Annotated in this window: 23 protein-coding genes; 9 read left to right on the forward strand and 14 right to left on the reverse strand. The window is 66.7% G+C overall.

Annotated elements, in window-relative coordinates; all coding sequences use genetic code 11:
* Positions 1-20: 20 nt before the first annotated feature.
* The 3 genes from ACSFCA_RS32540 to gabT form a co-directional block, all read right to left on the reverse strand.
* The gene (locus tag ACSFCA_RS32540) at positions 21-1,049 is read right to left on the reverse strand and encodes an ABC transporter substrate-binding protein (RefSeq protein ID WP_093056723.1); all 1,029 of its coding nucleotides are present in this window, start codon (positions 1,047-1,049) and stop codon (positions 21-23) included.
* A 61-nt stretch (positions 1,050-1,110) separates the two neighbouring features.
* A complete protein-coding gene (locus tag ACSFCA_RS32545) occupies positions 1,111-2,214 on the reverse strand; it encodes an ABC transporter ATP-binding protein (protein WP_258352784.1) in 1,104 nt (367 codons plus the stop codon).
* A gap of 30 nt (positions 2,215-2,244) precedes the next feature.
* Positions 2,245-3,537, reverse strand: a complete 1,293-nt coding sequence (gene gabT / locus ACSFCA_RS32550; RefSeq protein ID WP_435462353.1) for a 4-aminobutyrate--2-oxoglutarate transaminase — start codon at positions 3,535-3,537, stop codon at positions 2,245-2,247.
* A 162-nt stretch (positions 3,538-3,699) separates the two neighbouring features.
* Between gabT and ACSFCA_RS32555 the strand changes: the two genes are divergently transcribed.
* From ACSFCA_RS32555 to ACSFCA_RS32570, 4 genes are all read left to right on the forward strand, one after another.
* Positions 3,700-5,109: an aminotransferase-like domain-containing protein gene (locus ACSFCA_RS32555; RefSeq protein WP_258352786.1), complete on the forward strand. Its 1,410-nt coding sequence runs from the start codon at positions 3,700-3,702 to the stop codon at positions 5,107-5,109.
* A 149-nt stretch (positions 5,110-5,258) separates the two neighbouring features.
* A complete protein-coding gene (locus tag ACSFCA_RS32560) occupies positions 5,259-6,308 on the forward strand; it encodes an ornithine cyclodeaminase (RefSeq protein ID WP_258352787.1) in 1,050 nt (349 codons plus the stop codon).
* Between the two features lie 34 nt (positions 6,309-6,342).
* Complete coding sequence (locus ACSFCA_RS32565) at positions 6,343-7,383, forward strand: histone deacetylase family protein (protein ID WP_258352788.1); 1,041 nt, start codon at positions 6,343-6,345, stop codon at positions 7,381-7,383.
* A gap of 158 nt (positions 7,384-7,541) precedes the next feature.
* Positions 7,542-8,525, forward strand: a complete 984-nt coding sequence (locus ACSFCA_RS32570) for a Bug family tripartite tricarboxylate transporter substrate binding protein (RefSeq protein ID WP_435462352.1) — start codon at positions 7,542-7,544, stop codon at positions 8,523-8,525.
* Here ACSFCA_RS32570 and ACSFCA_RS32575 read toward each other — a convergent pair.
* On the reverse strand, positions 8,512-9,081 hold the full coding sequence (locus tag ACSFCA_RS32575; RefSeq protein ID WP_435462351.1) for a TetR/AcrR family transcriptional regulator: 570 nt from the start codon (positions 9,079-9,081) through the stop codon (positions 8,512-8,514). The genes ACSFCA_RS32570 and ACSFCA_RS32575 overlap by 14 nt on opposite strands.
* A gap of 88 nt (positions 9,082-9,169) precedes the next feature.
* Between ACSFCA_RS32575 and ACSFCA_RS32580 the strand changes: the two genes are divergently transcribed.
* Both ACSFCA_RS32580 and ACSFCA_RS32585 read left to right on the forward strand, forming a co-directional pair.
* Entirely contained in the window at positions 9,170-10,417 is a 1,248-nt protein-coding gene (locus ACSFCA_RS32580) for an MFS transporter (protein WP_435462350.1), read from the forward strand.
* Positions 10,418-10,606: 189 nt separating this feature from the next.
* Positions 10,607-11,818 (forward strand): porin, encoded by a 1,212-nt coding sequence (locus tag ACSFCA_RS32585; RefSeq protein WP_354338676.1) that lies wholly within the window; start codon positions 10,607-10,609, stop codon positions 11,816-11,818.
* Positions 11,819-11,868: 50 nt separating this feature from the next.
* Here ACSFCA_RS32585 and ACSFCA_RS32590 read toward each other — a convergent pair whose 3' ends face one another.
* Positions 11,869-12,726 carry an HAD-IIB family hydrolase gene (locus ACSFCA_RS32590; RefSeq protein ID WP_435462349.1) on the reverse strand — a complete coding sequence of 286 codons (858 nt, stop codon included), beginning with the start codon at positions 12,724-12,726 and terminating at the stop codon, positions 11,869-11,871.
* Positions 12,727-12,822: 96 nt separating this feature from the next.
* Between ACSFCA_RS32590 and ACSFCA_RS32595 the strand changes: the two genes are divergently transcribed.
* The 3 genes from ACSFCA_RS32595 (at position 12,823) to ACSFCA_RS32605 (ending at position 15,550) form a co-directional block, all read left to right on the forward strand.
* On the forward strand, positions 12,823-13,818 hold the full coding sequence (locus ACSFCA_RS32595; RefSeq protein WP_435462348.1) for an ABC transporter ATP-binding protein: 996 nt from the start codon (positions 12,823-12,825) through the stop codon (positions 13,816-13,818).
* Positions 13,818-14,660 (forward strand): ABC transporter permease, encoded by an 843-nt coding sequence (locus ACSFCA_RS32600; RefSeq protein ID WP_435462347.1) that lies wholly within the window; start codon positions 13,818-13,820, stop codon positions 14,658-14,660. The genes ACSFCA_RS32595 and ACSFCA_RS32600 overlap by 1 nt, the downstream gene beginning before the upstream one ends.
* An 86-nt stretch (positions 14,661-14,746) precedes the next feature.
* Positions 14,747-15,550 carry an ABC transporter permease gene (locus ACSFCA_RS32605; RefSeq protein WP_258352796.1) on the forward strand — a complete coding sequence of 268 codons (804 nt, stop codon included), beginning with the start codon at positions 14,747-14,749 and terminating at the stop codon, positions 15,548-15,550.
* A gap of 7 nt (positions 15,551-15,557) precedes the next feature.
* Here ACSFCA_RS32605 and ACSFCA_RS32610 read toward each other — a convergent pair whose 3' ends face one another.
* The 9 genes from ACSFCA_RS32610 to ACSFCA_RS32650 form a co-directional block, all read right to left on the reverse strand.
* Positions 15,558-17,186, reverse strand: a complete 1,629-nt coding sequence (locus tag ACSFCA_RS32610) for a peptide chain release factor 3 (RefSeq protein ID WP_093056711.1) — start codon at positions 17,184-17,186, stop codon at positions 15,558-15,560.
* 76 nt (positions 17,187-17,262) lie between these two features.
* Positions 17,263-18,156 carry an amidohydrolase family protein gene (locus ACSFCA_RS32615; protein ID WP_435462346.1) on the reverse strand — a complete coding sequence of 298 codons (894 nt, stop codon included), beginning with the start codon at positions 18,154-18,156 and terminating at the stop codon, positions 17,263-17,265.
* Complete coding sequence (locus tag ACSFCA_RS32620; protein WP_258352799.1) at positions 18,153-18,923, reverse strand: L-rhamnose 1-dehydrogenase Lra1; 771 nt, start codon at positions 18,921-18,923, stop codon at positions 18,153-18,155. Before ACSFCA_RS32620 ends, ACSFCA_RS32615 begins: the two co-directional genes overlap by 4 nt.
* A 13-nt stretch (positions 18,924-18,936) precedes the next feature.
* Positions 18,937-19,266, reverse strand: a complete 330-nt coding sequence (locus tag ACSFCA_RS32625) for an L-rhamnose mutarotase (protein WP_435462345.1) — start codon at positions 19,264-19,266, stop codon at positions 18,937-18,939.
* Between the two features lie 12 nt (positions 19,267-19,278).
* Complete coding sequence (gene rhmD / locus ACSFCA_RS32630; RefSeq protein ID WP_258352801.1) at positions 19,279-20,463, reverse strand: L-rhamnonate dehydratase; 1,185 nt, start codon at positions 20,461-20,463, stop codon at positions 19,279-19,281.
* Between the two features lie 22 nt (positions 20,464-20,485).
* Positions 20,486-21,421: a dihydrodipicolinate synthase family protein gene (locus ACSFCA_RS32635; protein ID WP_435462344.1), complete on the reverse strand. Its 936-nt coding sequence runs from the start codon at positions 21,419-21,421 to the stop codon at positions 20,486-20,488.
* Positions 21,418-21,960, reverse strand: coding sequence for an NUDIX hydrolase (locus ACSFCA_RS32640; RefSeq protein WP_435462343.1), 543 nt, complete (start codon positions 21,958-21,960; stop codon positions 21,418-21,420). Before ACSFCA_RS32640 ends, ACSFCA_RS32635 begins: the two co-directional genes overlap by 4 nt.
* Positions 21,961-22,430: 470 nt before the next feature.
* Positions 22,431-22,697 (reverse strand): helix-turn-helix domain-containing protein, encoded by a 267-nt coding sequence (locus ACSFCA_RS32645; protein ID WP_215249115.1) that lies wholly within the window; start codon positions 22,695-22,697, stop codon positions 22,431-22,433.
* Positions 22,681-23,910, reverse strand: coding sequence for a multidrug effflux MFS transporter (locus ACSFCA_RS32650; protein ID WP_435462342.1), 1,230 nt, complete (start codon positions 23,908-23,910; stop codon positions 22,681-22,683). Before ACSFCA_RS32650 ends, ACSFCA_RS32645 begins: the two co-directional genes overlap by 17 nt.
* Positions 23,911-23,970: the final 60 nt, after the last annotated feature.

A 23,970-nucleotide genomic window follows, 5' to 3' on the forward strand; every position in this document is an offset into this window, starting at 1 on the left:
GCGCTCGCTCGTTTGCCTGTTTACTGCGTGGCCCAGGATGCGAAGCGCTTCTCGAGCGCCTCGCCCTGGTCGGCCCAGAAGCCGACGTTGAACTGCAGCGCATCCTTGGCGTTGGTCGACGAGGTCGGCAGGTCGGCCAGCACCTTGCTGCTGAGTGAAGTCAGCGCCTTGGTGTTGGTGGGGCCATAGGCGATGTTCTGGGCATAGACAGCCTGGTTGGCCGGCTGCATCGCGAACTGGATGTACTTCAGCGAGGCTTCCTTGTTCGGTGCGCCCTTCGGGATCACCAGGTAGTCGAGGTCGTAGATGCCGCCCGGCCAGTAGATCTTGAGGTCGCGGCCTTCGCGGTTGGCCGCGTCGATGCGGCCGTTGTAGACGGTGGTCAGCACCACGTCGCCGGCCACCAGGAACTGCGGCGGCTGCGCGCCGGCTTCCCACCACTGGATGTTCGGCTTGAGTTCGGTGAGCTTCTTGAACGCGCGGTCGGCGCCTTCCTTGGTGCCGAGCACCTTGTAGACATCGGCCGGCTTCACGCCGTCGGCCATGAGCGCGAACTCGAGGTTGTAGCGCGCGCCCTTGCGCATGCCGCGCTTGCCGGGGATCTTCTTCACGTCCCAGAAATCGGCCCAGCTGCTGGGCGCGGTCTTGAGCTTTTCGCCGTTGTAGGCCATCACGGTCGACCACACGAACAGGCCCACACCGCAGTCAGTGACGGCGGCCGGCAGGAAGTCGGCCTTGCTGCCGATCTTGGAATAGTCGAGCTTCTCGAACAGGCCCTCGTCGCAGCCGCGCGCCGCATCGGGCGACTCGACCTCGACCACGTCCCAGGTGACCTTCTTCGTCTCGACCATGGCCTTGATCTTGGCCTGCTCGCCGTTGTATTCGACCGGGATGATCTTGGTGCCGGTCTTCTCGAAGGGCTCGTAGTAGGCCTTCTTCTGCGCATTGGCGTTGGCGCCGCCGAAGTTGACCACGGTGAGCTGCTGCTGGGCAAAGGCCGGCAGTGCGAAGCTGGCGGCGACGGTGCAGGCGAGGAGAGTCTTTTTCATGGTGGAAGTCTTCCTGGGTGATGAAAGCAAAGAAAGGAAACGAGGGAACAACAAGCCGGATTCAGGAGGCATAGATGCGCGCATGCGCCGTCGGAAATTCGAGCACCACCGCTTCGCCGGCCTGCGGCGCCGCGGCACCGTCGAGGCCGTTCAGCGGCAGCTTCACGGTGGCTTCGGCCTGGTCGCCGCCAACGCTGCACAGCAGCCGCAGGTGGTCGCCGAAGTAGATGACGCGCGCCACCTGGGCGGCGAGCATGTTGGCGCGCGGCGCGGGCGGACTGCGGTGCAGCACCACGCGCTCGGGGCGGATGCAGGCCTCGACGGTCGCGCCCGCGGCTGCGCCGCTGACGTTGAGCCCGTGCAGCACGCGGCCATCGGGCAGCTTCATCTCGGCGTGCTCACCGCCATGGCCCTGTTGGCCCAACTGGCCCTTCAGCACGGTGTTGTCGCCGACGAAGCCGGCCACGAAGCGGTTGGAAGGCGTCTCGTACAGCCGGTCGACCGTGTCCAGCTGCTGGATCACGCCTTCGTTGAACACCGCCACGCGGTCGCTCATGGTGAGCGCCTCGCCCTGGTCGTGCGTCACGTAGACGAAGGTCACGCCCAGCTGGCGGTGCAGGTCCTTGAGCTCGAGCTGCATGTGCTCGCGCAGCTGCTTGTCGAGCGCGCCGAGCGGCTCGTCCATCAGCACGAGCTGGGGCTCGAACACCAGCGCGCGCGCGAGCGCCACGCGCTGCTGCTGGCCGCCCGAGAGCTGGCCGGGCAGGCGGTCGGTCATGCCGCGCAGCTGCACCATGTCGAGCGCGCGCTGCACGCGGCGCTGCTGCTCGTCCTTGGGCACCTTGCGCACGGTGAGCGGATAGGCCACGTTCTGGCCCACGCTCAGGTGCGGAAACAGCGCGTAGTTCTGGAAGACCATGCCGAAGTTCCGCTTGTGCGGCGGCGTGCCGGTGATCTGCTTGCCGTCGAGCAGGATCTCGCCCGAGGTCGGCGACTCGAAGCCCGCCAGCATCATCAGCGTAGTGGTCTTGCCCGACCCCGAAGGCCCGAGCAGGCTCAGGAACTCGCCACGGTGAATGTCCAGATCGAGCTGGCGCACCACCAGGTGTTCGCCGTCGTAGGTCTTCTGGACGCGCTGGAAGCGCACCAAGGGTTCTGCTGTCATGGAGGAGAAATTAAGGAAAGGATCTGTCGATCAGCGCAGTGCGGCGAAGCTGTCCGCGAGAAGCGCCAGGCCTTCGTCCACAAGCAAGTCGGATGCCGTGAGCGGCACCAGTACGCGAATTACATTGCCGTAGGTGCCGCATGACAGCAGGATTAACCCGCGCCGCGCCGCCTCCGCGACCACCTTGCGGGTCAGCGCGGCATCGGGGCGCGACGTGTCGCCCTGCTCGAACAGCTCGACGGCCACCATGGCGCCGAGCCCGCGCACGTCGCCGATGGCCGGCACGTCGGCCGCGATGCGGCGCAGGCCGGCCGTGAGCCGCTCGCCCAGCGCGCGGCTGCGCGCCAGCAGTTGCTCGTCGTCGAACACTTTCAGCACTGCGAGTGCCGCGGCGCAGCCGATGGGGCTGCCGGCATAGGTGCCGCCCAGGCCACCGGGCGCGGGGGCGTCCATCACCTCGGAGCGGCCCACCACGCCGGAGATCGGGAAGCCGCCCGCCATCGACTTGGCGGTGGTGATCAGGTCGGGTGCCACGGGCCACTGCTCGCTGGCAAACCAGGTGCCGGTGCGGCCCGCGCCGGTCTGCACCTCGTCGGCAATGATGAGGATGCCGTGGCGGTCCGCCAGCGCGCGCAGGCCTTCGACGAAGTCGTTGGGCGCCACGTAGAAGCCGCCTTCGCCCTGCACCGGCTCCAGGATGAAGGCCGCCACGCGCTCGGGCTCGATGTCGTTCTTGAACAGCAGCTCGACCGAATGCAGGGCATCGTCCACGCTCACGCCGTGCAGCGCGTTCGGGTACAGCGCATGGAACACCTCGCCCGGGAAGGGGCCGAAGCCGATCTTGTAGGGAGCCACCTTGCCGGTGAGGCCGAGCGTCATCATCGTGCGGCCGTGGTAGCCGCCGGTGAAAGCAATGACCCCAGGGCGCCGGGTGTGGGCGCGGGCGATCTTGACGGCGTTCTCCACCGCCTCGGCGCCGGTGCTCAGGAAGATCGACTTCTTCGCGAACGCGCCCGGAGCCAGTGCATTCAGGCGCTCGGCCAGCTCCACATAGGGCTCGTAGGCCACCACCTGGAAGCAGGTGTGCGAATAAAGGTCTACCTGCGCCTTGACGGCGGCGCTGATCTCCGGGTGGCAGTGCCCGGTGTTGAGCACCGCGATGCCGCCCGCGAAGTCGATGTAGCGGCGGCCCTCGACGTCCCACAGTTCGGCGTTGGCGGCCCGGCTGACGAAGATTTCATGGGCCTGGCCGACACCGCGGGCGACGGCCGCGCTGCGGCGGGCCATGAGGGCGGCGTTGCTGAGGTGGGGTTCGCGTTGCATGGTACGACCTGTGCTTTGGAGAAGGAAAGCCGGCACTCTAGGTCGCGCGAATCGATCCAGCCATGTACACCGGAAGTGATCGCCCGGAAGACTGTACTGGTCTTGTATCCTGTACATACTTTCCTCAATATGGTGCAGGCCGGTCTGCCGGAGACACCCTCGATGCTCATTCTTCGCCCCGAACAGCCGACGCCGCTGGTAAGCCAGATCGTGGAAGGGCTGCGCGGACTGATAGGCGCCCAGAAGCTCAAGGCCGACAGCAAGCTGCCGTCGATCCGCGCCTTTGCCGCGGCGCACGGTGTCAGTGTTTTCACGGTGGTCGAGGCCTACGACCGGCTGGTGGCGCAGGGCCTGCTGGTCTCGCGCGCCAACGCGGGCTTCTTCGTCAAGCGGCGCAGCGAAGACAGCGTCGCCGGCGCGGCCAGCGTGCCCCGCCCGGACCCCCGCTTCGACGCCCGCTGGTATCTGCAGCAGATCTTCGAGAACCGCAACCTGCCGCTCAAGCCCGGCTGCGGCTGGCTGCCGCACGACTGGCTGTTCGAGGACGGCATGCGCCGCAGCCTGCGCCACCTGGCCTCCGAAGGCACCGACATCGGCGGCTACGGCTTGCCTTTCGGCCACATGGCACTGCGCATGGCAACGGCCGAGGCGCTGTCGGAGCAGCAGATCGTGGTCGAGGCTGCACAAGTCTTGCTGACCCAGGGTTCCAGCCAGGCGCTGGACCTGGTCGCGCGCCGCCTGCTGAAGCCGGGCGATTCGGTGCTGGTGGACGACCCGGGCTATCCGAACCTGATGTTCATGCTGCGCTTCCTGGGCGTGGAGATCATCGGCGTGCCGCGCACCCCGACGGGCTACGACATGCCCGCGCTCGAGGCACTGCTCGCGGTGCACCGGCCCAAGGCCTTCTTCACCCAGCCCCGGCTGCAGAGCCCGACCTGCTCGATGGCCTCGCTGCCGCAACTGGTGCAATTGCTGCAGCTGGCCCAGACGCACGACTTCACGCTGGTCGAGAACGACATTTACGCCGAGATGGACGCATCGATGCGCCCCTCGCTCGCCAGCCTGGGGCAGCTGCGCCGCGTGGTCTACGTGAGCAGCTACTCGAAGACCATCTCGCCGAACATCCGCGTCGGCTATGTGGTCGCCCAGCCGGAACTGCTCGAAGAACTGGCGCAGCTCAAGATGGTCTCGGGCCTCACTTCATCCGACATCACCGAGCGCCTGGCCTTCGGCACCGTGACCGACGGCCGCTGGCGCAAGCATCTCAAGGCCCTGCGAGACCGTCTCGCGCAGGCGCAAGGCAGCGTCGCGAGGCGGCTGGACGGGTTGGGCTTCGAGCTGTTCCATGAAGCCGCGGCTGGCATGTACCTGTGGGCCCGGCACCCGGACATTGCCGACAGCGCCGAGCTTTCGCGGCGCGCCGCGGCGGAGGGAATCATGCTCGGTCCGGGTCAGCTGTTTCTGGTCAACCCGCATCCCACCGGCTGGCTGCGCTTCAACGTGGCCTTCAGCGAAGACGAGCGGCTGTGGCGCTTTCTTGAGCGCAACATCGAAGAGCACAGGCACGACTGACTGCTGGCACGGCCGGGGCTCGCAAAGGCCAGCAAGCAGGCGCACAATGGCTCGAACCCTTGGCGCAGGCGCATCCTGAATCAGCCATGGTGGAGTGAACATGTGAGGGGATGAAGCGCCGTGCCGGGGGCTACGCAAGGAGCCGCGCCATGACCCGCTTCATCGATGTTCACAGCCTGGTCCGCCTGGTGGACGAGACCGGCATTCCCCAATTCCTTACCGCGCTGGCCGATGCGCTGCGCGACGACTTCCTGCGGTGGCGCGAGTTCGACAAGAAGGCGCGCGTGGCCAGCCATTCGCACCTGGGCGTGATCGAGCTGATGCCCGTGGCCGACGACGGCGCCTATGCCTTCAAGTACGTCAACGGGCACCCGCACAACACGCAGGTCGGGCTGCCGACAGTCATGGCTTTCGGCGTGCTGGCGGAAGTCGACACGGGCTACCCGGTGCTGCTGTCGGAGCTCACGCTTACCACCGCGTTGCGCACGGCCGCCACCTCGGCCATGGCGGCGCAGGCTTTGGCGCGGCCCGATTCGCGCAGCCTCGCGCTCATCGGCAACGGCTCGCAGAGCGAATTCCAGGCGCTGGCTTTTCATGCCTTGCTCGGCATCGAGGAAGTGCGCGTGTACGACACCGACCCGCACGCCACCGACAAGCTGGTGCGCCACCTGTCGGCCTGCACGCCGCTGGAGATCGTGCGCGCGCGCTCCGTGGCCGACGCGGTGCGCGGCGCCGACATCGTCACCACCGTCACCGCCTGCCAGGGGCGCGCGACCGTGCTCACGCCCGACATGATCGAGCCGGGCATGCACATCAACGCCGTGGGCGGCGATTCGCCCGGCAAGACCGAGCTGCACCCCGACGTGCTGCGCAAGGCGCGCGTGTTCGTCGAGTACGAGCCGCAGACCCGCGTCGAAGGCGAGATCCAGCAGATGCCCGCCGACTTCCCGGTGCACGAGCTGTGGCGCGTGCTGCTCGGCGAAGTGCCCGGCCGCGAAACCCCTGCGCAGGTCACGCTGTTCGATTCGGTGGGCTTCGCGCTGGAGGACTACACGGCGCTGCGCTACATCCAGCGCCTTGCCACGGAGCGCGGCATCGGCCAGCAGATTGCGCTGGTGCCCGAGCTCGACGACCCGAAGGACCTGTTCGGCCTCACGGCCTCGGGCCGGCGCCGTGCGGTGCTGCGGCGTGCGGCATGATGGGCGGCTTCATCACCGCCGATCCTGCTTTTCCATGCTCACCATCTACAACGACCAGCACGTTCTTCACCAGGGCAAAGTCGAGATGTTTCGCGGCGAGCTTGTGCCGTGCTTCGAGGTGCCCGCCCGCGTCGATCATGTGAAGCATGAGCTGGAGCGCAGGGGCCTCGGCGCGCTGCAGACGCCCGACGCCTTCGACGAGGCGCTGCTGGCCAAGGTGCATGCTCCGCGTTACCTGGACTTCCTCGCGCATGCGTGGGAAGAGTGGGTCGCGCTGGACCCGACCAACGTTTCGCGCGATGCGCTGCCTTCGTACTGGCCCACGCGCGGCATGCGCACCGATGTGTTGCCGAAGAGCTTTCCGGCGCGCATGGGGCTGTTCTCTTTCGATGCGGGCACGCCGCTGATGGCGGGCAGCTGGGCGGCGGCGCGGCATGGCGCGGCCTGTGCGTGGACTGCAGCGCAGCGCGTCATCGGCGGCGAGCGCGCGGCCTTCTCGCTCTCGCGGCCGCCGGGCCACCATGCCGGCGCCGATTTCTTCGGCGGCTACTGCTTCCTCAACAACGCCGCCGTCGCGGCGCAGGCGCTGCGCGACGCGGGCGTCGAACGCGTGGCCGTGCTCGACGTGGACTACCACCACGGCAACGGCACGCAGGCCATCTTCTATGAGCGCAGCGACGTGCACTTCGCGAGCCTGCACGGCGATCCGCTGACCGACTACCCGTACTACCTGGGCCACGCCGACGAGCGCGGCGCGGGGCAGGGCGAAGGCTTCAACCACAACCTGCCGCTGCCGCGCGGCACGGACTTCGCGGCCTGGCGCGCGGCGCTGAAGACCGCGCTCGAGCGCATCGCGGCGGTGAAGGCCGGCGCGCTCGTGGTCTCGCTCGGCGTCGACACCTTCGAGGGCGACCCGATCTCGGGCTTCAAGCTCAAGAGCGACGACTACCTGCGCATGGGCGAAGACCTGGCGCGCGCGGGGCTGCCGACGGTGTTTGTCTTCGAGGGCGGCTACGCGGTGGCCGAAGTGGGCGTGAATGCGGTGAACGTGCTCGAAGGTTTCGGGCAGGCGTAGCCAGCTCAGCCCGCCTCTCCTGCTGCGCTGACGCGCAGGCGACTCGGATGCCGCGAATGGCCCTGTTTTCCCCGGGAAATCAGGGGAGCCCCGATTGCCTTCCCCAACGGGGCGGGGCCCAATCGGCGCTTGCTTTCAAAGTCAGGATCCAGTCAGCCATGCTCCGCCGCTCCACATTCCTCCGCGCCGCCGTCGCGCTCGCCGCTTGCGGCCTCGTTTCTCCCATGGCGGCGTTCGCGCAAGGCTTTCCCGCCAAGCCCATCAAGCTGGTGATCGCTTTCCCGGCCGGCGGCCCGACCGACATCACCATGCGCCAGCTCGCCGACAACGCGAGCAAGATCCTCGGCCAGCCGGTGATCATCGACAACAAGCCCGGCGCCGGCGGCACGCTGCCCGCGCAGGCGCTGCAGACCTCGCAGCCCGACGGCTACACCGTCGCGCAGATCCCGCTCGGCGTGTTCCGCCTGGGCTACACCACCAAGATCAACTGGGACCCGCTGAAGGACATCACGTACGTCATCAACGTCACGGGCTACGCCTTCGGCATCGTCGTGCCGGCCAACAGCCCCTTCAAGACCTGGGCCGACTTCGTTGCCTACGCCAAGGCCAACCCCGGCAAGCTCACCTACGGCTCCACCGGCACGCTGACCAGCCCGCACCTGACGACCGAGATCGTCGCGCAGAAGGCCGGCATCGAACTGCAGCACGTGCCCTACAAAGGCAGCGCCGACCTGATGCTTGCCGTGGTCAGCGGCCAGCTGATGGCTGCGGCCGACAGCACCGGCTTCGCGCCGCAGGTCGAGGCCGGCAAGCTGCGCGTGCTCAACACCTGGGGCGAGAAGCGCCTGGCCAAGTTCCCCGATGCGCCCACGCTGAAGGAGCTGGGCTACGACGTGGTGCAGAACTCGCCCTTCGGCATCGGCGCACCCAAGGGCACGCCGCCCGAAGTGGTGAAGAAGCTGCACGACGCGTTCAAGCAAGCCATGGAAGAGCCGAGCTACGTGACCGCGCTGGGGCGCTACGACATGCTGCCGAACTACATGAGTTCGGCGACGTACACCAAGTTTGCGCAGGAGACGGTGGTGCGCGAGAAGGTGATCATCGACAAGCTGGGGCTGGCGAAGGAAGTCAAGACGAACTGAGCACGAACAGCTCGTCCACCAGCCGCCCCGCCAACTCCGGCTTCACAGGATCCGCCCCGAACACAAGGCGAAACACGATCGGCGCAATCAGGTGGTCGATCACCTGCTGCGGCTCCGGCGCGTGCTCGCCACGGGCGCGCGCCTGCTCGACCAGCGTCAGCGCTTCCTTGCGGCGGTTGCGCAGGCAGTCGGTGTCTGAATCGCCGTTGGCCAGCGCGGCCGCGGCTTTCAGCAGCGAGGTGTTGCACGGCTTGGCCAGGTGCTCGATGAGTTCGCGTGCCCAGGCTTCGAGATCGGCCCGTAGTGCGCCGGTGTCTGGCAATGGACGGTTCGGGTCCAGTCGGTGGGTGGCCGTTTCCGCCAACAACCCCTGCAGATCGCCCCAGCGCCGGTAGATGCTGGAGGCGCTGACGCCCGCGCGCTCGGCCACTGCCGGCACGGTGACACGCTCCCGCCCTTGTTCGGCCACGAGTTCTTCGAGGGCGGTGCGCACCAGCGCCTGCACCTGCGCGCTGCGGCCGCCGGGACGTTTGTTGGGAAGAGCGATGTCGTTCATGTTCGGACTTTAACGCAAAGATATTTGCTTTAGTTGATTCTCAGGTCTAGAATCACAAAAGCAAAAAAAGTTGCGTTAAGGATTCGCCATGCCATCCACCTGCCCCGACCTTGCGGTCAGCACCGCCGACCTCGCCGCCCGCGCCAAGCCCTGGCGCCTGCCGGCACGCGCGGCTTTTCCGTTGCTGGCCGCCGTGCTGTTCGCCTTCTTCTTCGCGGCGGCCGCACCGTCGCCGCTGTTCGTGGTGTTCCAGCACGCCTGGCACTTCTCGTCATCGCTGCTCACGGTGGCTTTTGCGATCTACGCGATTGCGCTGCTGATCTCGCTGCTGGTGGCAGGTTCGCTGTCTGACCACATCGGGCGGCGGCCGGTGGTGTTCGCGGCGCTGGTGCTGCAGGCTGTGGCGATGGGGCTCTTCCTGCTGGCACAGGACATCGTCGGGCTGATCGTCGCGCGCGTGGTGCAGGGCGTGGCCACGGGCATCGCGAGCGGCGCCCTGAGCGCGGCGGTGGTCGAGGCCGCGCCGGCTTCGCGCAAGCGGCTGGGGGCGCTGATTACGAGCGTGTCGCCGCTGGCCGGCCTGGCGTTGGGCGCGTTGCTGACGGGTGTGGCGGTGAAGTTCTCGGTTCAGCCGGTGATGCTGGTTTTCGGCGTGCTGGCCGCGGTGTTTGCGCTGGGCGCGGCGGTGGTGCTGTGGATGCCCGAAACCGTCACGCCGCGCGCCGGTGCGCTGGCCTCGCTGGTGCCGCGCGTGTCGATTCCTGTGCGCGCCCGGGCCGAGTTCACGCGCGGGCTGCCGGTGTTCGTCGTGGTGTGGGCGCTCGGCGGGTTGTATCTGTCGCTCGCGCCGTCGTTGATGCTGCATGTGTTCGGCATCGACAACGGCGTGGTCAACGGCCTCACGGTGGCGGTGCTGTCCGGTATGGGCGCGATTGCGCCGACCTTGCTCGGACGCTTCGCCGCACCGCGGCCAGCCATCCTCGGCATGGCCAGCATCGTTGTCGGGCTGGGGCTGCTGCTTGCCTCGCTCGCCACCCGTTCGCTCGCGCTGTTCTTTATCGGCACTGCGGTGGCGGGCATCGGCTTCGGCGGTGCGTTCTCGGCGCTAGTGCAAACGCTGGCGCCACTGGCGCAATCGCACGAGCGCGGCGAATTGTTCGCGGCGATCTTCGTCGTGAGCTATCTCGCGTTCAGCCTGCCCGCGATGCTGGCGGGTTTCCTGGTGGCACCGCTGGGGTTGCTGAACACGACGGAAGGCTACGCGGCGGTGTTGCTGCTGATCGCTGCTTTCGGCGTCTGGAGCCAGTGGTCGGTGTTGCGCCGCGGCGCGCATTGACGCGCATGGGCGCGCAGCGCACACATGTCAAGTGCGGTACCCCTTCGTCAATCAAGCGTTAACCCTATGTAATTCATTCGTCTTCTAGCGAAGAAACACTCGGATGCAGTCCTGTGGCGCCAAAGCCCGGACTTCTTAACTGTCGCGCCCGATACGGAGCGACGAATTCCCCATCCTGGAGTGATACGAATGAAAAAATCCCTGCTTGTTCTGGCCGCCCTTGCGGCTTGTGGTGCCGCGTCGGCGCAATCGACCGTAACGCTGTTCGGCGTGGTCGACGCCGCCTACCGCAACGTATCGAACAAGAGCGAATCGACGAACCCCTTCGGCCCCTTCTACAGCGTGAAGGCCAGCCGCACCGAACTGGCCAATTCGGGCCTGAGCTCCAGCCGCCTCGGCTTCCGCGGCGTGGAAGACCTGGGCGGCGGCCTGTCGGCCAGCTTCTGGCTCGAATCCCCGATCACCAACGACGACGGCGCCACTGGCCTTAGCAACTTCAGCCGCCGCTCGACGGTGAGCCTTGCCGGCAGCTTCGGCGAGATCCGCCTCGGCCGCGACAAGACCGCCACCGTGCTGAACGAAGAGCAGTTCGATCCGTTCGCCGACACCGGCATCGGCGGCTCGCTGATCATCGACGCCAACGAAACCAGCGTGTCGGGCACCGGCTACGGCAGCAACAGCACGTACAAGCGCGCCGGCAACATGGTGCAGTACTTCCTGCCGCGCAACCTGGGTGGCTTCTACGGCAACGTGGGCTACAGCCTGCATGAACTCACCCGCACTTCGCCGGACTCCGTGGCCGGCGCCGACAAGACCAACACCGGCCGCCACATCGGCGGTCGCGTCGGCTACGCGGCCGGCCCGCTCGACGTGGCTGCCAGCTACGCGCAGAACGACACGAGCTTCACGACCGGCACTGGCGCCGCGGCCGTGGCGCGCCCGGGCAAGATCAAGACCTTCAACCTCGGCGCGACCTACGACTTCGGCGTGGCCAAGCTGTTCGGCGAGTACTCGCGTTCGAAGGACCAGCGCGACCCGCTGAATGTCTTCACCCGTGTGCCGGACGTGGACCTGACCGGCTACCTGATCGGCGTGACCGTGCCGATCGGCCCGGGCCAGATCCGTGCTTCGTACTCGCAGGTCAAGTACGACTTCAACCGCGTGCCGGTTCTCGGCGTCGTGAACGCCCCCGATCCGAAGTCCAACAAGCTCGCACTGGGCTACGTGCACAACCTGTCGAAGCGCACCGCGCTCTACGGCACGATCGCGCGCGTCAGCAACAAGAACGGCGCGGGCAACACGGTCGGCGCCGGCCCGTCGTATGTCGTCGCGTTCAACCGCGCCGCGCTGCAGCCCAAGTCGTCGATGGGCTACGAGTTCGGCATTCGCCACGCGTTCTGAGCCGGGGAGTCCTCCCGAGTTTTCTCCAAGGGTCTCTAGACCGATCCTTTTTAGCCCGCCTCGTGCGGGCTTTTTTTATTTCCTTGTTGCATTCGTGCCGACAGCACGGCGCGCGCCGCTTCGGCAAACCCCGTGCCGCGCTCGCCCTGCGTCACATAGCGCGGCAGGTGCTCCAGCTGCGGCACGAAGCGCGCGACGTTCGCCACGCCGATGCTGTGCGCGAAGGTGCGAAACATCAGCTGGTCGTTGGTGGAGTCGCCCACGTAGGCCCAGCGGTCCATTTCGTCGTCGAGCGTGCGGCCCCACAGCTCGCGCACGATCCAGCGCGCGCCTTCGAGCTTGTCGTTGTCGCCGTACCAGCCGTTGATGTGGATGCTGCTCACGGTGGCGTGCATGCCCTCGCTGCGCATCAGTGCCACCACCTGCGCGATGGTGGCGTCGCTCAACTGCACGAACTCGCTGTGGTCGATGGCGATGTCGGTCTCGCGCCCCGGCGAATCGGTGGCGCGCCCGACGCCCGGAAATTCGCGCTCGATGCGCGCCAGCACGGTCTGCATGCGCGCGAAGTTGGCGGCACGCGTGGTCGCATCCTGCTGGTAGCGTTTCCAGACCCGGTCACCGGCCGCGGGCAGCAGCGCTACCGCGCCGTTCTCCGCCACGATGGCATCGACGGGCCAGGCGTTGACGAAGGGCAGGCTCCAGCCCACCGGCCGGCCGGTGATTGCCACCACCGACAGCCCCGCGGCCTTGAGATCGCCCAGCGCCTGCAGCGCATCGGGCGTGATCGCGCCTTCGTGGGTCAGCGTGTCGTCGATGTCGGTGAAGACGCCGACGAGCGCGCTGCGTGCTGTCGCCTCCCAGCGGGTCAGCGGCAACAGGTGGTGGGGCGAGGCGGGCAGCGAGGGCATGGCGAGGAATGTTGGGGGGAGTCGGCGATCGTACTTGTGCCTTCTTCGTGTAGCATCCCGCCCCCGCCGCGCCATCGAGGCCGGCGCGGCGCCTTCATGCCTCACATCCTCGTCGACCACCTCCGCAAGACCTACCGAATCTCCGAGCGCGACCCCGGCGTGATGGGCGCGCTACGTGGGCTCGTGCAGCGCCGCCATCGCACGGTGGAGGCGCTGTCGGGCGTCTCGTTCGCGCTCGAGCGCGGTGAGTTGCTCGGCTTCATCGGGCCGAACGGTGCGGGCAAATCGACCACCATCAAGATCCTCTCGGGCATCCTGCGGCCCGACGGCGGTCGCGTGGAAGTCGACGGGCGCGACCCGTTTGCAGACCGCGAGCGCCACGTGGCGCGCATCGGCGTGGTCTTCGGCCAGCGCACGCAGCTGTGGTGGGACCTCCCGGTGGGCGACGGCTTCGACCTGCTGCGCGACATCTACCGCGTGGACCCGGTGCGCTACCGCCGCACGCGCGACGAACTGGTCGCGCTGCTGCATCTGGAGCGCGTGCTCGACCAGCCGGTGCGCCAGCTCTCGCTGGGCCAGCGCATGCGCGCCGAAATCGCGGCGGCGCTGTTGCACGAACCCGACATTCTTTTTCTCGACGAGCCGACCATCGGGCTCGATGCGCCGTCGAAACTCGCCGTGCGCGACTTCGTGCGCCGCGCCAACCGCGAGCGCGGCACCACCGTGCTGCTGACCACGCACGACATGCACGACATCGAGGCGCTGGCCCGGCGTGTGATCGTCATCGGCCATGGTCGCGTGCTGGCAGACAGTCCGGTGGAGGCGCTGCGCGCGCAGGTGATGGCCGAGCGCCGGCTGGTGGTCGACTTTGCGCAGGACGCGGTGCTGCCGTCGCAGGTGGCCGGAGCGAAGGTGCACTCGCGCGACGGCCAGACGCTGGTGCTGCACTTCGACCCCGCGGTGACCACCGCGCCGGCACTGATCGCGCGCATCGCAGCCGAGCATGCGGTGGAGGACATCCGCCTCGAAGGCCTGGCCATCGAGGCCGTCATCGCGCGCTTCTATGCCATGCACGGAGCGGCCGAAGCGTGATGAAGCCGCCAGCTTTCGCGCGCCCCTACATCGCGGCCTTCGCCTCGCGCTTTTTGCAGATGCTGCAGTACCGCACCGCCGCGCTCGCGGGCTTTGCGACGCAGTGTTGGTGGGGCGGAATCAAGGTGATGGTGTTCGCTGCCTTCTATGGCGGGACGGCCATTGCGGGCGCGGGTTCGCCTATGTCGCTCGCACAGGCCATCACCTACACCTGGCTCGCGCAGGGACTATTGGTGCTGCTGCCGTGGCTCGGCGATCCGGAGGTGGCGCAGGCAGTGCGCACCGGCGCGGTGGCCTACGATCGGCTGCGCCCCGTGGACGCCTACGCGCTGTGGTTCGCGCGCAGCGCCGGCTGGATCGCCGCGCGTGTGCTACCCCGCATGGCGTTGATGGCTGCCTTTGCTGCGGTCGCGTTGCCGTTGATGGGGTTGGGCGATTGGGCCTGGCAACTGCCCGCGAGTGCGGCGGCGGGTGTCGCATTTTTGTTGTCGGTGCTGCTCGCGCTGCTGCTTTCGACTGCGATGGTGATGCTGCTCAATGTCGCGATCACGGCGGCACTGAACGAGCGCGGCATCAGCGCCATGGCGACTCCCGTGGTCATCGTGCTCTCGGGCAATCTGCTGCCGCTCGCGTTGCTGCCGGACGCCTGGCAGACCGCGTTGCTGATCCAACCGTTGGCTGGGCTGATGGACATTCCGGCGCGGCTGTACTTCGGGCAGTTGAGCGGCTGGCATGCGCTGGGCGGGTTGGGGCTGCAGTGCTTCTGGATCGTCACGCTGGTCACGTTAGGTCGCCTCGCGATGGGGCGGACCATGCGCAGTCTGCAGATTCAGGGTGGCTAGGGTGGACGCTTGTCTTTTGATTTGCTGCATTGTTTTCGGGGAGTACCCGGTGTCATTCGCACGCGCCCCGAACACAAGCCACTGAGATGCGCTCGCTACCTCTTTTCTTCCGACTGGTCCGCACCTCCATCGCAGCCCAGGCCCGCTACCCGGCTTCGGCACTGATGCTGACGCTAGGCCAGTTCCTCGGTTCCGGCATCGAGGTGATCGCCGTCTGGGCGCTGTTCCATCGCTTCGGTGAAGTGCAGGGCTGGCACATCGGCGAGGTGGCGTTGTTCTACGGGCTGGTGAACTGCATGTTCGCGCTGGCCGATGCGCTGGGCCGCGGCTTCGACGTGCTCGGCACGGAGTTCCTGCGCACAGGTGCCTTCGACCGCCTGCTGCTGCGCCCCCGTTCGCTCGCGCTGCAACTGATGGGCAACGACTTCCGTATCAGCCGCGCAGGGCGCCTGCTGCAGGGTGTGGCGGTGATCGTGTTCGCCACGCATCAGGCGGCCATCGCATGGACTCCGGCCACGGTGACGATCGCGCTGTTCGCCATTGCCGGCGGCATCGCGCTGTTCCTGGGCATCCTCGTGCTGCAGGGCACACTGTCGTTCTGGACCGTCGAGAGCCTGGAGATCGCCAATGTGCTGACTTATGGCGGTGTGCAGGCGGCGCAGTACCCGTTGGCGCTGTATGCGCAGTGGTTCCGCCGCGTGCTGACCTTCATCGTGCCGCTGGCCTGCGTGGCTTATTACCCGGTGCTGGCAATTCTGGGCAAGGCCGATCCGCTGGGGGCGCCCGGGTGGGTAGGCATGGTGTCGCCGCTCGCAGGATTCGTGTTTCTCGCGGCGGCTTTCGGGGCTTGGCGCTTCGGGTTGCGCCACTACGCGTCGACGGGCAGCTAGCGCGCCATCAACCGGCGCTCTGCAGCGCCAACCCCGCATGCTCCCGCAGCGGATGAAAGTGGATCTTCGGAAACCGCTCCTGCGCCAGCCGCACGTCGTACGGCGAAGTGCACAGGAAGGCCAGCGTATCGGCCGCGTCCTTGGCCATGCGCACCGGGTACGCGTTGACGAACTCGCGCAGCTCGGCCGGGGTGTCAGCCGTGATCCAGCGTGCGCCGGTGTACTGGCAACCTTCGAGCCGCACGTCGGCGTCGTACTCGGCCTTCAGGCGGTGCTGCACCACTTCGAATTGCAGCTGGCCGACCGCCCCCAGCAGCATCGGGCCACCCACTTCGGGGCGGAACACCTGGATCGCGCCTTCTTCGCCCAGCTGGGCCAGGCCCTGCTGCAGCTGCTTGGTGCGCAGCGGATTCTTCAGGATCACCGTCATGAACAGCTCGGGCGCGAAGAAGGGCAGCCCGGTGAACTGCAGGCTCGCGCCATCGGTGATGGTGTCGCCCAGCTGCACGCCGCCGTGCGTGGTGAAGCCCACGATGTCGCCCGCGTAGGCCTCTTCGACCGCCTCGCGGCGCTGGCTCATGAAGGTCACCACGCTGGTGGGGCGCAGCTCCTTCGAGGTGCGCTGCACCTTGAGCTTCATGCCCGGCGTGTACTTGCCCGAGGCCATGCGCACGAAGGCGATGCGGTCGCGGTGGTTGGCGTCCATGTTGGCCTGCACCTTGAAGACTACGCCCGCGAAGTCCTTGTCCTCGGGCTGGATCTCCTTCACCACCGGCTGGCGGTTGACCATGGTGGTGCTGGTGCGCGACTGCGGCGAAGGCGCCAGGTCGACCAGTGCGTCGAGCACTTCCATCACACCGAAGTTGTTCACGCCGGAGCCGAAGAACACGGGCGTCTGCTTGCCGGCCAGGAAGGCTTCGCGGTCCCAGGTGGGCGATGCGCCGGTGGCCAGCTCCATGCTGTCCATGGCAGTCTCGAAGTCGGCGCCGAAGCGCTTGGTGAGCGTGTCGCGCTCGCTCAGCGGAATGGTTTCGAAGTCTTGCGGCAGCCGCTCGCTGCCCGACTCGAACACCGTCATCGCCTGCGTGCGCAGGTTCATGATCCCGCGGAAGGTCTTGCCCTGGCCCACGGGCCAGGTCATGGGCACGCAGGGCATGCCGAGCTCGCGCTCCACCTCGTCGAGGATGTCCAGCGGCTCGCGCACTTCGCGGTCCATCTTGTTGACGAAGGTGATGATGGGCGTGTCGCGCTGGCGGCAAACCTCGATCAGCCGCCGCGTCTGTGCTTCCACGCCGTTGGCCGCGTCGATCACCATCAGCGCCGAGTCGACGGCCGTGAGCACGCGGTACGTGTCTTCCGAGAAGTCCTTGTGGCCGGGCGTGTCGAGCAGGTTGATCACGTGGTCGCGGTACAGCATCTGCATGACCGACGAGGCCACCGAGATGCCGCGCTGCTTTTCGATTTCCATCCAGTCGGAGGTGGCATGGCGCGAGGCCTTGCGCGCCTTCACCGAGCCGGCGATCTGGATCGCGCCGGAGAAAAGCAGCAGCTTTTCGGTCAGCGTGGTCTTGCCGGCGTCAGGGTGGGAAATGATCGCGAAGGTGCGGCGGCGGCGGGTTTCGGCAACAAAAGACAAGGTGGGCAATCTGCGGGGGAATGCCGCGATTTTAGAAGGTCGCCCCGTGGCAGCCCCGGCCGAGGGGCAGACAGCGTCAATCCCGGATGCCGTTACAGCGGTATGCGCGAGCCGAGTTCGTCGAAAAGAACTTCGTCTTCGCCGCTGCTGTCTTGTGCTGCATGAACCACAGGGCCGAGCCCAGAATGTCGCGAAACGGGGCCGCGCGCAGGCTGTTGGGCCAGTCGCTGCCGAACAGGCACCGGTCTTCGCCGAACAGTTCCCACAGGGTGTCCAGGCGGTTGCGGGCCTGTGCCGAGTCGCTCGCGTTCAAGGGAATCTGGGAGATCTTCGCGAACACCCCAGGGTGCGCCGCCAGCGCCCGCAGGTTGTGCAGGAAGGTCTGTTCCTGATGGGCTGGGATAACGGCGCCGGGCAGGTGATCGACCACGATCCTCAGTTCCGGCACCTGGTGGGCGATCTCCAGCAGGGCCTCGATCAGCCGTGCATCGGGGTTGGCGCTGTCGAGGCTGCGGCCGCTCTTGGCCAGCGCGCGCAGGCCGTCGATGAATGCGGGGTTTCGAACGTCTTCGCGCAGGTCGCGATCCCAGAGGTTGCCGCATCGGATGCCGAGGAACAGCGGCTCGGCCGCCAGCCGTTCCAGCGTGGGGAGAAAGTCGCCCGCGCCGGGCAGCAGGTTGCCGACGAAGCCGAGCATCCGGGCGTCGTCGCGCAGCGTTTCCAGCAGCCAGAAATTGTCGTCATGCCAAGGGCTGGCTTCGACGGCGATGGCACCGGTGACGCCGTGCTTCTTCGACACGGCGAAGTAGTCCGCAGGGAGCGTGGGCCGATGGATCGCATCGCCCTTCGGAGGCCACGGAATGCCTTGCGGGCGGCGAGGGTCGAACAGGTGAATGTGCGAATCGACGATCGGTCCGGTGTAGATGCCCGAACCCGCGGCGGGCGCTTCCAGCCAGAGCTCGGGCGTCATTGCAGATTGACGAACATGCCGCCATCCACCAGCAGCGCGGCGCCCGTGACATAGCGGGCCATGTCCGACGCCAGAAAGACGACCGGGCCCGCGATGTCCTCGGGCGCGCCCAGCCGGCCCAGCGTGGTGCGCCGGATCATGTAGGCGCGCTTTTCCTCGTCGGCCAGGTCTTCCTGGTTGATGTCGGTGGCGATGGTGCCTGGCAGCACGGTGTTGCATCTGATGCCGTACGGCCCGAGCGCGATGGCGCAGGACTGCATCAGCGAGTGCAGCCCTGCCTTGGTCGGCGTGTAGTGCGTCTGCATGCCGCCTCCCACCAGCGCGCTGATGGAGCTCACGGCGATGATGGCGCCGCCGTTGCCCTGCTTCTTCATCTGGTTGGCGGCGGCCTGGACTGCGAAGTAGGCGCCGTTCAGGTTGGTGTCGACCGTGCGCAGGTAGGTCTCGCGGGGCATGTCGAGAAAGGAATGGAAGGGGCAGATGCCGGCGTTGTTGACGAACACGTCCACGCTCCCGAAGGCGTCGAGCGCCGCCGCGACCAGCCTGCCGCCGGTGTCCAGGTCGGCGGCATCGCTGCCCACTTCGATGCCGTGGCCGCCGAAGCCGGAGATTTCCTCCATCAGCGAGAAGGCGGCCGTGCGGCCCTGGGCACTGCCGCTGTGCCCGATGACGACGCGCGCTCCCTGGCGCGCGCATTCCAGCGCGACGGCGCGGCCGATGCCGCGCGAGGCACCGGTCACGATCACGGTCTTGTCGGCAAGCAGCATGTGCGGTGCTCCTTCAGGTGGGTGATTCGGGCGAAAAGGCGAAGACCGGCAGCAGCTCGACGCTGACGGGGGAATGATCGGGGTGGGTCTGCATGATGTCCGCCATGTAGGCCCACCAGCGCTGCATCACGGGCGAACGGGGCAGCGCTTCGAGCAGGTCGTCGCGCCGGTAGTGCATGACACCGTAGAGCGCGCCGTCCGTCTCGTCGAGAAAGATGCGGTAGTCCTCGATGCCGGCCTCCTGCAGCAACGCTGCCAGCTCGGGCCACAAGGCATCGTGCCGGCGCCGGTATTCCGCCGCCTGGCCCGGGTTCAGCTGGAGCCTGAAAGATCGCACGGGCATCGCTTGCGCATCTCAATGGCTGTAGGGCCGCTCCAGCAGGCATTCCGGATTCAGGCGCACCCCGAAGCCCGGCTTGTCGAGCTGGTTCACCGACATTCGCCCCTGCTGCGGAATCGGTTCGTCGAGCAGCAACGGGTTGAACATCGGCACCACCTCATCGGCCTTGGGCGCCATCATCAGGAACTCGGCAAACGGGCTGTTGTGCCGCGTGATGACGAAGTGATAGCTGTAGACCGACGAGCCGTGCGGCACCACCAGCGCACCATGCGCGTCGGCCAGCGCGGAGATCTTGATCAACTCCGTGAGGCCGCCGCACCAGTTCACGTCGGGCTGGATGATGTCGCAGCATCCCATCTCGAGGAGCAGGCGGAAGCCCCAGCGCGTGGCCTCGTGCTCGCCGGTCGAGACCATCATGCCGGCGGGCATGTTCTTGCGCAGCGCCGCATAGCCCCAATAGTCGTCCGGCGGCAGCGCCTCTTCGATCCACTTGAGCTTGAAGTCGGCCGCAGCGTGCGCCAGCCGCGTGGCGTAGTTGAGGTCCAGGCTCATCCAGCAGTCGTACATCAACCAGAAGTCGGGGCCGACCTGCTCGCGCATGTGGGCCAGCTTCTCGAGGTTGCGCCGCAGGCCTTCCTCGCCTTCGGCCGGGCCGTGCTGCAGCGGCAGCTTGCCGCCGATGAACCCCATCTGCTTGGCGAGGTCCGGGCGCGCGCCGGTGGCATAGAACTGCAGTTCGTTGCGCACGGCGCCGCCGAGCAACTGGTGCACCGGCTCCTGGCGCAGCTTGCCCATCAGGTCCCAGAGCGCGAGGTCGACCGCGGAGAGCGTGTTCAGCACGATGCCCTTGCGGCCGTAGTAGAGGGTCGACTGGTACATCTGGTCCCAGATCTTCTCGACGTCGGTGACGCGGGCGCCTTCGATGAAGCGCGCCAGGTGCTTCTCCACGATGAAGGCCCCCGGCTCGCCGCCGGTCGTGACCGCGAAGCCCACGGTGCCGTCGCTCGCCTCGACTTCCACCACCAGCGTGCCGAGCACGTTGATGCCGAAGCTGCGGCGGCTCTGGCGGTATTCGGGGTACTTGCTCATCGGCGTCGAGATGTGGTCGTCGATCCAGTGCCCGTCGGACTGGTCGTGGTAGTCGGCCCCGCCGCCACGCAAGGTGTAGGCACGAACCTGTTTGATGGTCTGGGAAGTCATGGACAGCACCTTTCTTCGGGGGTCAATGCGCCCAGCGCAGAACCATCGCGTCGAGGTTGCGGGCGATTTCGATCAGCCCGGCTTCGGTCGCGGGATGCAGCGCGGGGATCGGATGCCGCGCCATGTCGCAGCGGATGATTCCGCCGGCCTTCATCAATGCCTTGCTGGCCAGCAGGCCGCACTGCCGGTTCTCGTAGTTGATGAGGGGCAGCCATCGCTCGTAGCCGCGCATCGCCTGTTCGCGGTTCCCCGCGAGGTAGTCGCGAATGATCGGTTGCAGCCCGTCGGGATAGCCGGCGCCCAGGATGCCGCCGGTTGCGCCGGCCTCCAGGTCGGCGAACAGCGTGATGGCCTCCTCGCCGTCCCACGGTCCCTCGATGGCATCGCCGCCCAGGCGGATCAGTTCGCGCAGCTTGCCGGCCGATTGCGCCACCTCGATCTTGAAATAGCAGACCGCCGGCACGTCGTGCGCGAGCTGCGCCAGAAAGGCAGCGGACAGCGGCGTGCCGCTCATCGGGGCGTCCTGCAACATGATCGGTATGTCGAGGCCGTCGGCCACGCGCCGGTAGAACTCCCCCACCCCGGACTCGCTGGCCCGGATGGTGGCGCCGTGGTACGGCGGCATGATCATGACCATGGCCGCTCCGGCTTGTGCGGCGCGCTTGCTGCGTTCGGCGCAGATCTGGGAGCTGAAGTGGCTGGTGGTCGCGATGACCGGCACGCGTCCGGCCACATGCTCGAAGATCGTGGTGGTGAGAATTTCCCGCTCGCGGTCCGACAGGGCGAATTGCTCCGAGTAATTGGCCAATATGCACAGCCCGTCGGCGCCCGCTTCGATGATGAAATCGATGCAGCGCTTCTGGCCGTCGAGATCGAGCTCGCCCCGCTCGTCAAAAATCGTCGGGGCGACCGAAAAGGCGCCGGTATACCGCGCCTTGCGCTGTCCGGAGCGCATCATTGCAGCCACCCGAGGGACGTCGCCGCCTTGACTGCTTCGGGAATGATCAATTTCTCGTGCGGCTCGAAGATCGGTTTCGGCAGGTCGCTCGGCTTGTAAAAGCCCGCGGGCGTGTTGCTCGTCAATTTGCCGCTGCGGTAGCGCGTGATATAGAGCAGCGACAGGTAATGCCCGCGCTTGGATTCGCTGAATTCAAGGATCTTGATGAATTGTGGGCCGTCGGCCACCACATCCGTTCCCAATTCATCCTTGCACAGCCGTTCCCATGCGTTGTCGATGGACTCATTGAAATTGTGCATGACACCGGGGTTGTGCCATTGCCCTGCGAAGGGCTCGTCGGGCTGCCTCTCTTTGCTCGGCCGCTGGGTCAGCCAGACATTGCCGTCTTCATCGAAGATCACCAGTTCGGTGGATATTTTCTTGTAGGTCTTTACAAATTCCTCGTAAAGCCGCTGCGGCAATACCCTCGCTCCTACGTCGGAGCGAATTCTTTGCAAGATGGAAATTTCTTCATCTATCAGTGCTTCATTCCAAGACATTTTCATTCATCCTGTGACGTAGGGTTAAAGAAGGTCTCCTCTGTGGCACCCCGTTTGCGAATGGCGGTAATCGAATTATTCTTCGTAATGAAATAGGTTTAAAGGGCCGGTTTTACTGGAAATAACCGCAACATTATTTAGCAACATATATGCCATCTGCTGCACCGCAGCAGAGCAAATTAATGACGCCTGAGTGACGTAAATCAATTGCCACATCGGGCTGAAAAGTTATGTCACCTCGATCTTTCTCATTTCATTCTCTGGATCGAATAGGGGGCAGGTGGCTCTACTTTTTCGGCGGCCGGGACAACCCGGTTTCATCCAGACAAGGCGCTGTTCGGGCGTACCGCGCGTGCAGGCGTTGCGTGCGCCGGGTGCGCTCTTTTCCTGCACCAAAACACGACCTGAAGCTGTATTGCGGGGCCCGCACTGCACCGGGAAAAGCATGCGCCCCGGGTGTGCGGCGGTGCTCATTCGCCGCGTGCCGGCAGCATTGGCTCCGACGCGGCATTCGCGTCGCGCCGCTTGGGTCGGCCGGGAATGGGCTTGGCCAGCAGGGCTTGCGGCCCGTCGCGCCGGTAGTCCGCGACCCAGCGAAACACCGTCCGGCGATTCAGGCCGTAGACCAGCGCGACCTGGGCCACGCTGCACCCTTCGTTCACGGCTGCAACCGCCCGTTGCCGCAGGGTCTGCAGCAGTCGGTGGTCCAGGCTGCGGGCGTCAAACTTGGCATTCATGATCGACAGCCTTGCGCAAGGCGGTGGATCGGAGCGCGCCCCAGATACCCAGGCCCTGCAGCACGAGCAGTACGGCGAACGGGAGCGAGACCGACAGGTTGGTGCCGACCGGAAGATGGCCGACCAGCGCGGAGCTGGCACCGGCGCAGATCATCATTCCGCAGCCCAGCAGGCTCGCGGTGGCACCGGCCCGGTCGGGGTACAGCGTCATGGTCAGTGCCACGACGTTGGAGAACAGCAGGCCCTGGCCGAAGTTCGTCAGCATCACACCGGCCAGCAGGCTCGGCAGTACCAGCGAGCCGGGTGTGCAGAGCATCGCGAAGATGCCCAGCACGCAGGCGGCGAGGCCGGCCAGCATCAGGGTGCGGCCGCTCACGGTGCGGATGAGCGTGCGGTTGAGCAGCGTGCCGGCGAGGTAGCAGATGCCCGCGAGCAGTGCGGTGGTGCCGAAGTAGGAGGGGCTTTGCTTCAGCCGATCCTGGATGACGAAGGGGCCGATGATGTTCCAGATCAGGAAGACCGACAGGCTGCATCCGAGCGCCAGCGTCGCCGACAGGAACCGCGGGTTGCCCAGGATCAGCACATAGCCGCCGAGCGACTGGCGCAGGGTCTTGCGCCGGCTGGGCGCGAGCGACTCCTGCAGCCTGAAGCTGAGCGCCAGCAGCAGCGCGCTGTAGCCCGCATACAGCGCGAAGTTCCAGCGCCAGCCCGCGTACTGCTCGATCAGGCCGCCGATGAAAGGCGCCAGCACCGGGCCCAGGCCCCAGGCAAGGCTGAGGTAGACCACCGCCACATAGAAGCGCTCGCCATGGATGTTGTCCACCAGCAGCGCACGCGCCACCACCTGGCAGGCGCCGATGGCAAAGCCCTGCATCGCCCGGCCGATGAGCAACTGCGTGATGTCGCCGGCCAGCATCGCGACAAGGCTCCCCGCGATGAAGAGCGCCAGGCCCGGCAGGATGGCCGGCAGCCTGCCGCGCCCGTCGGCGATCAGGCCGAAGAAAAGCTGGCCCAGCGCGTAGGCAATCAGCGTGATCGAGATGCTTCCCTGCATCACGATCGCACTGACCCCGAACTCGCGCCCGATGGAGGGCATGCTGGGTGCGTAGAGGTCGATCGCGATGCCGCTGACGCTGTTCAGCAGCGGCGCGATGACGATGACGAAGTTCTCGTAGGACCTCGCCTGCTGTTGCTGCGTGGATGCCGGGTTCATGGCCGTTCCTCCTCGGTAAAGAGTGCGGGGCCCGGGGCCGGGTCGCGACCGCCGGGCTGA

This window comes from Variovorax multivorans, from assembly GCF_051216835.1.
Classification (GTDB): Bacteria; Pseudomonadota; Gammaproteobacteria; order Burkholderiales; family Burkholderiaceae_C; genus Variovorax.

Bases quoted from the DNA above. Each gene is read 5' to 3' on its own strand.
- ACSFCA_RS32540 (WP_093056723.1), bottom strand. From the start codon at position 1,049: ATGAAAAAGACTCTCCTCGCCTGCACCGTCGCCGCCAGCTTCGCACTG.
- ACSFCA_RS32545 (WP_258352784.1), bottom strand. From the start codon at position 2,214: ATGACAGCAGAACCCTTGGTGCGCTTCCAGCGCGTCCAGAAGACCTAC.
- gabT (WP_435462353.1), bottom strand. From the start codon at position 3,537: ATGCAACGCGAACCCCACCTCAGCAACGCCGCCCTCATGGCCCGCCGC.
- ACSFCA_RS32555 (WP_258352786.1), top strand. From the start codon at position 3,700: ATGCTCATTCTTCGCCCCGAACAGCCGACGCCGCTGGTAAGCCAGATC.
- ACSFCA_RS32560 (WP_258352787.1), top strand. From the start codon at position 5,259: ATGACCCGCTTCATCGATGTTCACAGCCTGGTCCGCCTGGTGGACGAG.
- ACSFCA_RS32565 (WP_258352788.1), top strand. From the start codon at position 6,343: ATGCTCACCATCTACAACGACCAGCACGTTCTTCACCAGGGCAAAGTC.
- ACSFCA_RS32570 (WP_435462352.1), top strand. From the start codon at position 7,542: ATGCTCCGCCGCTCCACATTCCTCCGCGCCGCCGTCGCGCTCGCCGCT.
- ACSFCA_RS32575 (WP_435462351.1), bottom strand. From the start codon at position 9,081: ATGAACGACATCGCTCTTCCCAACAAACGTCCCGGCGGCCGCAGCGCG.
- ACSFCA_RS32580 (WP_435462350.1), top strand. From the start codon at position 9,170: ATGCCATCCACCTGCCCCGACCTTGCGGTCAGCACCGCCGACCTCGCC.
- ACSFCA_RS32585 (WP_354338676.1), top strand. From the start codon at position 10,607: ATGAAAAAATCCCTGCTTGTTCTGGCCGCCCTTGCGGCTTGTGGTGCC.
- ACSFCA_RS32590 (WP_435462349.1), bottom strand. From the start codon at position 12,726: ATGCCCTCGCTGCCCGCCTCGCCCCACCACCTGTTGCCGCTGACCCGC.
- ACSFCA_RS32595 (WP_435462348.1), top strand. From the start codon at position 12,823: ATGCCTCACATCCTCGTCGACCACCTCCGCAAGACCTACCGAATCTCC.
- ACSFCA_RS32600 (WP_435462347.1), top strand. From the start codon at position 13,818: ATGAAGCCGCCAGCTTTCGCGCGCCCCTACATCGCGGCCTTCGCCTCG.
- ACSFCA_RS32605 (WP_258352796.1), top strand. From the start codon at position 14,747: ATGCGCTCGCTACCTCTTTTCTTCCGACTGGTCCGCACCTCCATCGCA.
- ACSFCA_RS32615 (WP_435462346.1), bottom strand. From the start codon at position 18,156: ATGACGCCCGAGCTCTGGCTGGAAGCGCCCGCCGCGGGTTCGGGCATC.
- ACSFCA_RS32620 (WP_258352799.1), bottom strand. From the start codon at position 18,923: ATGCTGCTTGCCGACAAGACCGTGATCGTGACCGGTGCCTCGCGCGGC.
- ACSFCA_RS32625 (WP_435462345.1), bottom strand. From the start codon at position 19,266: ATGCCCGTGCGATCTTTCAGGCTCCAGCTGAACCCGGGCCAGGCGGCG.
- rhmD (WP_258352801.1), bottom strand. From the start codon at position 20,463: ATGACTTCCCAGACCATCAAACAGGTTCGTGCCTACACCTTGCGTGGC.
- ACSFCA_RS32635 (WP_435462344.1), bottom strand. From the start codon at position 21,421: ATGATGCGCTCCGGACAGCGCAAGGCGCGGTATACCGGCGCCTTTTCG.
- ACSFCA_RS32640 (WP_435462343.1), bottom strand. From the start codon at position 21,960: ATGTCTTGGAATGAAGCACTGATAGATGAAGAAATTTCCATCTTGCAA.
- ACSFCA_RS32645 (WP_215249115.1), bottom strand. From the start codon at position 22,697: ATGAATGCCAAGTTTGACGCCCGCAGCCTGGACCACCGACTGCTGCAG.
- ACSFCA_RS32650 (WP_435462342.1), bottom strand. From the start codon at position 23,910: ATGAACCCGGCATCCACGCAGCAACAGCAGGCGAGGTCCTACGAGAAC.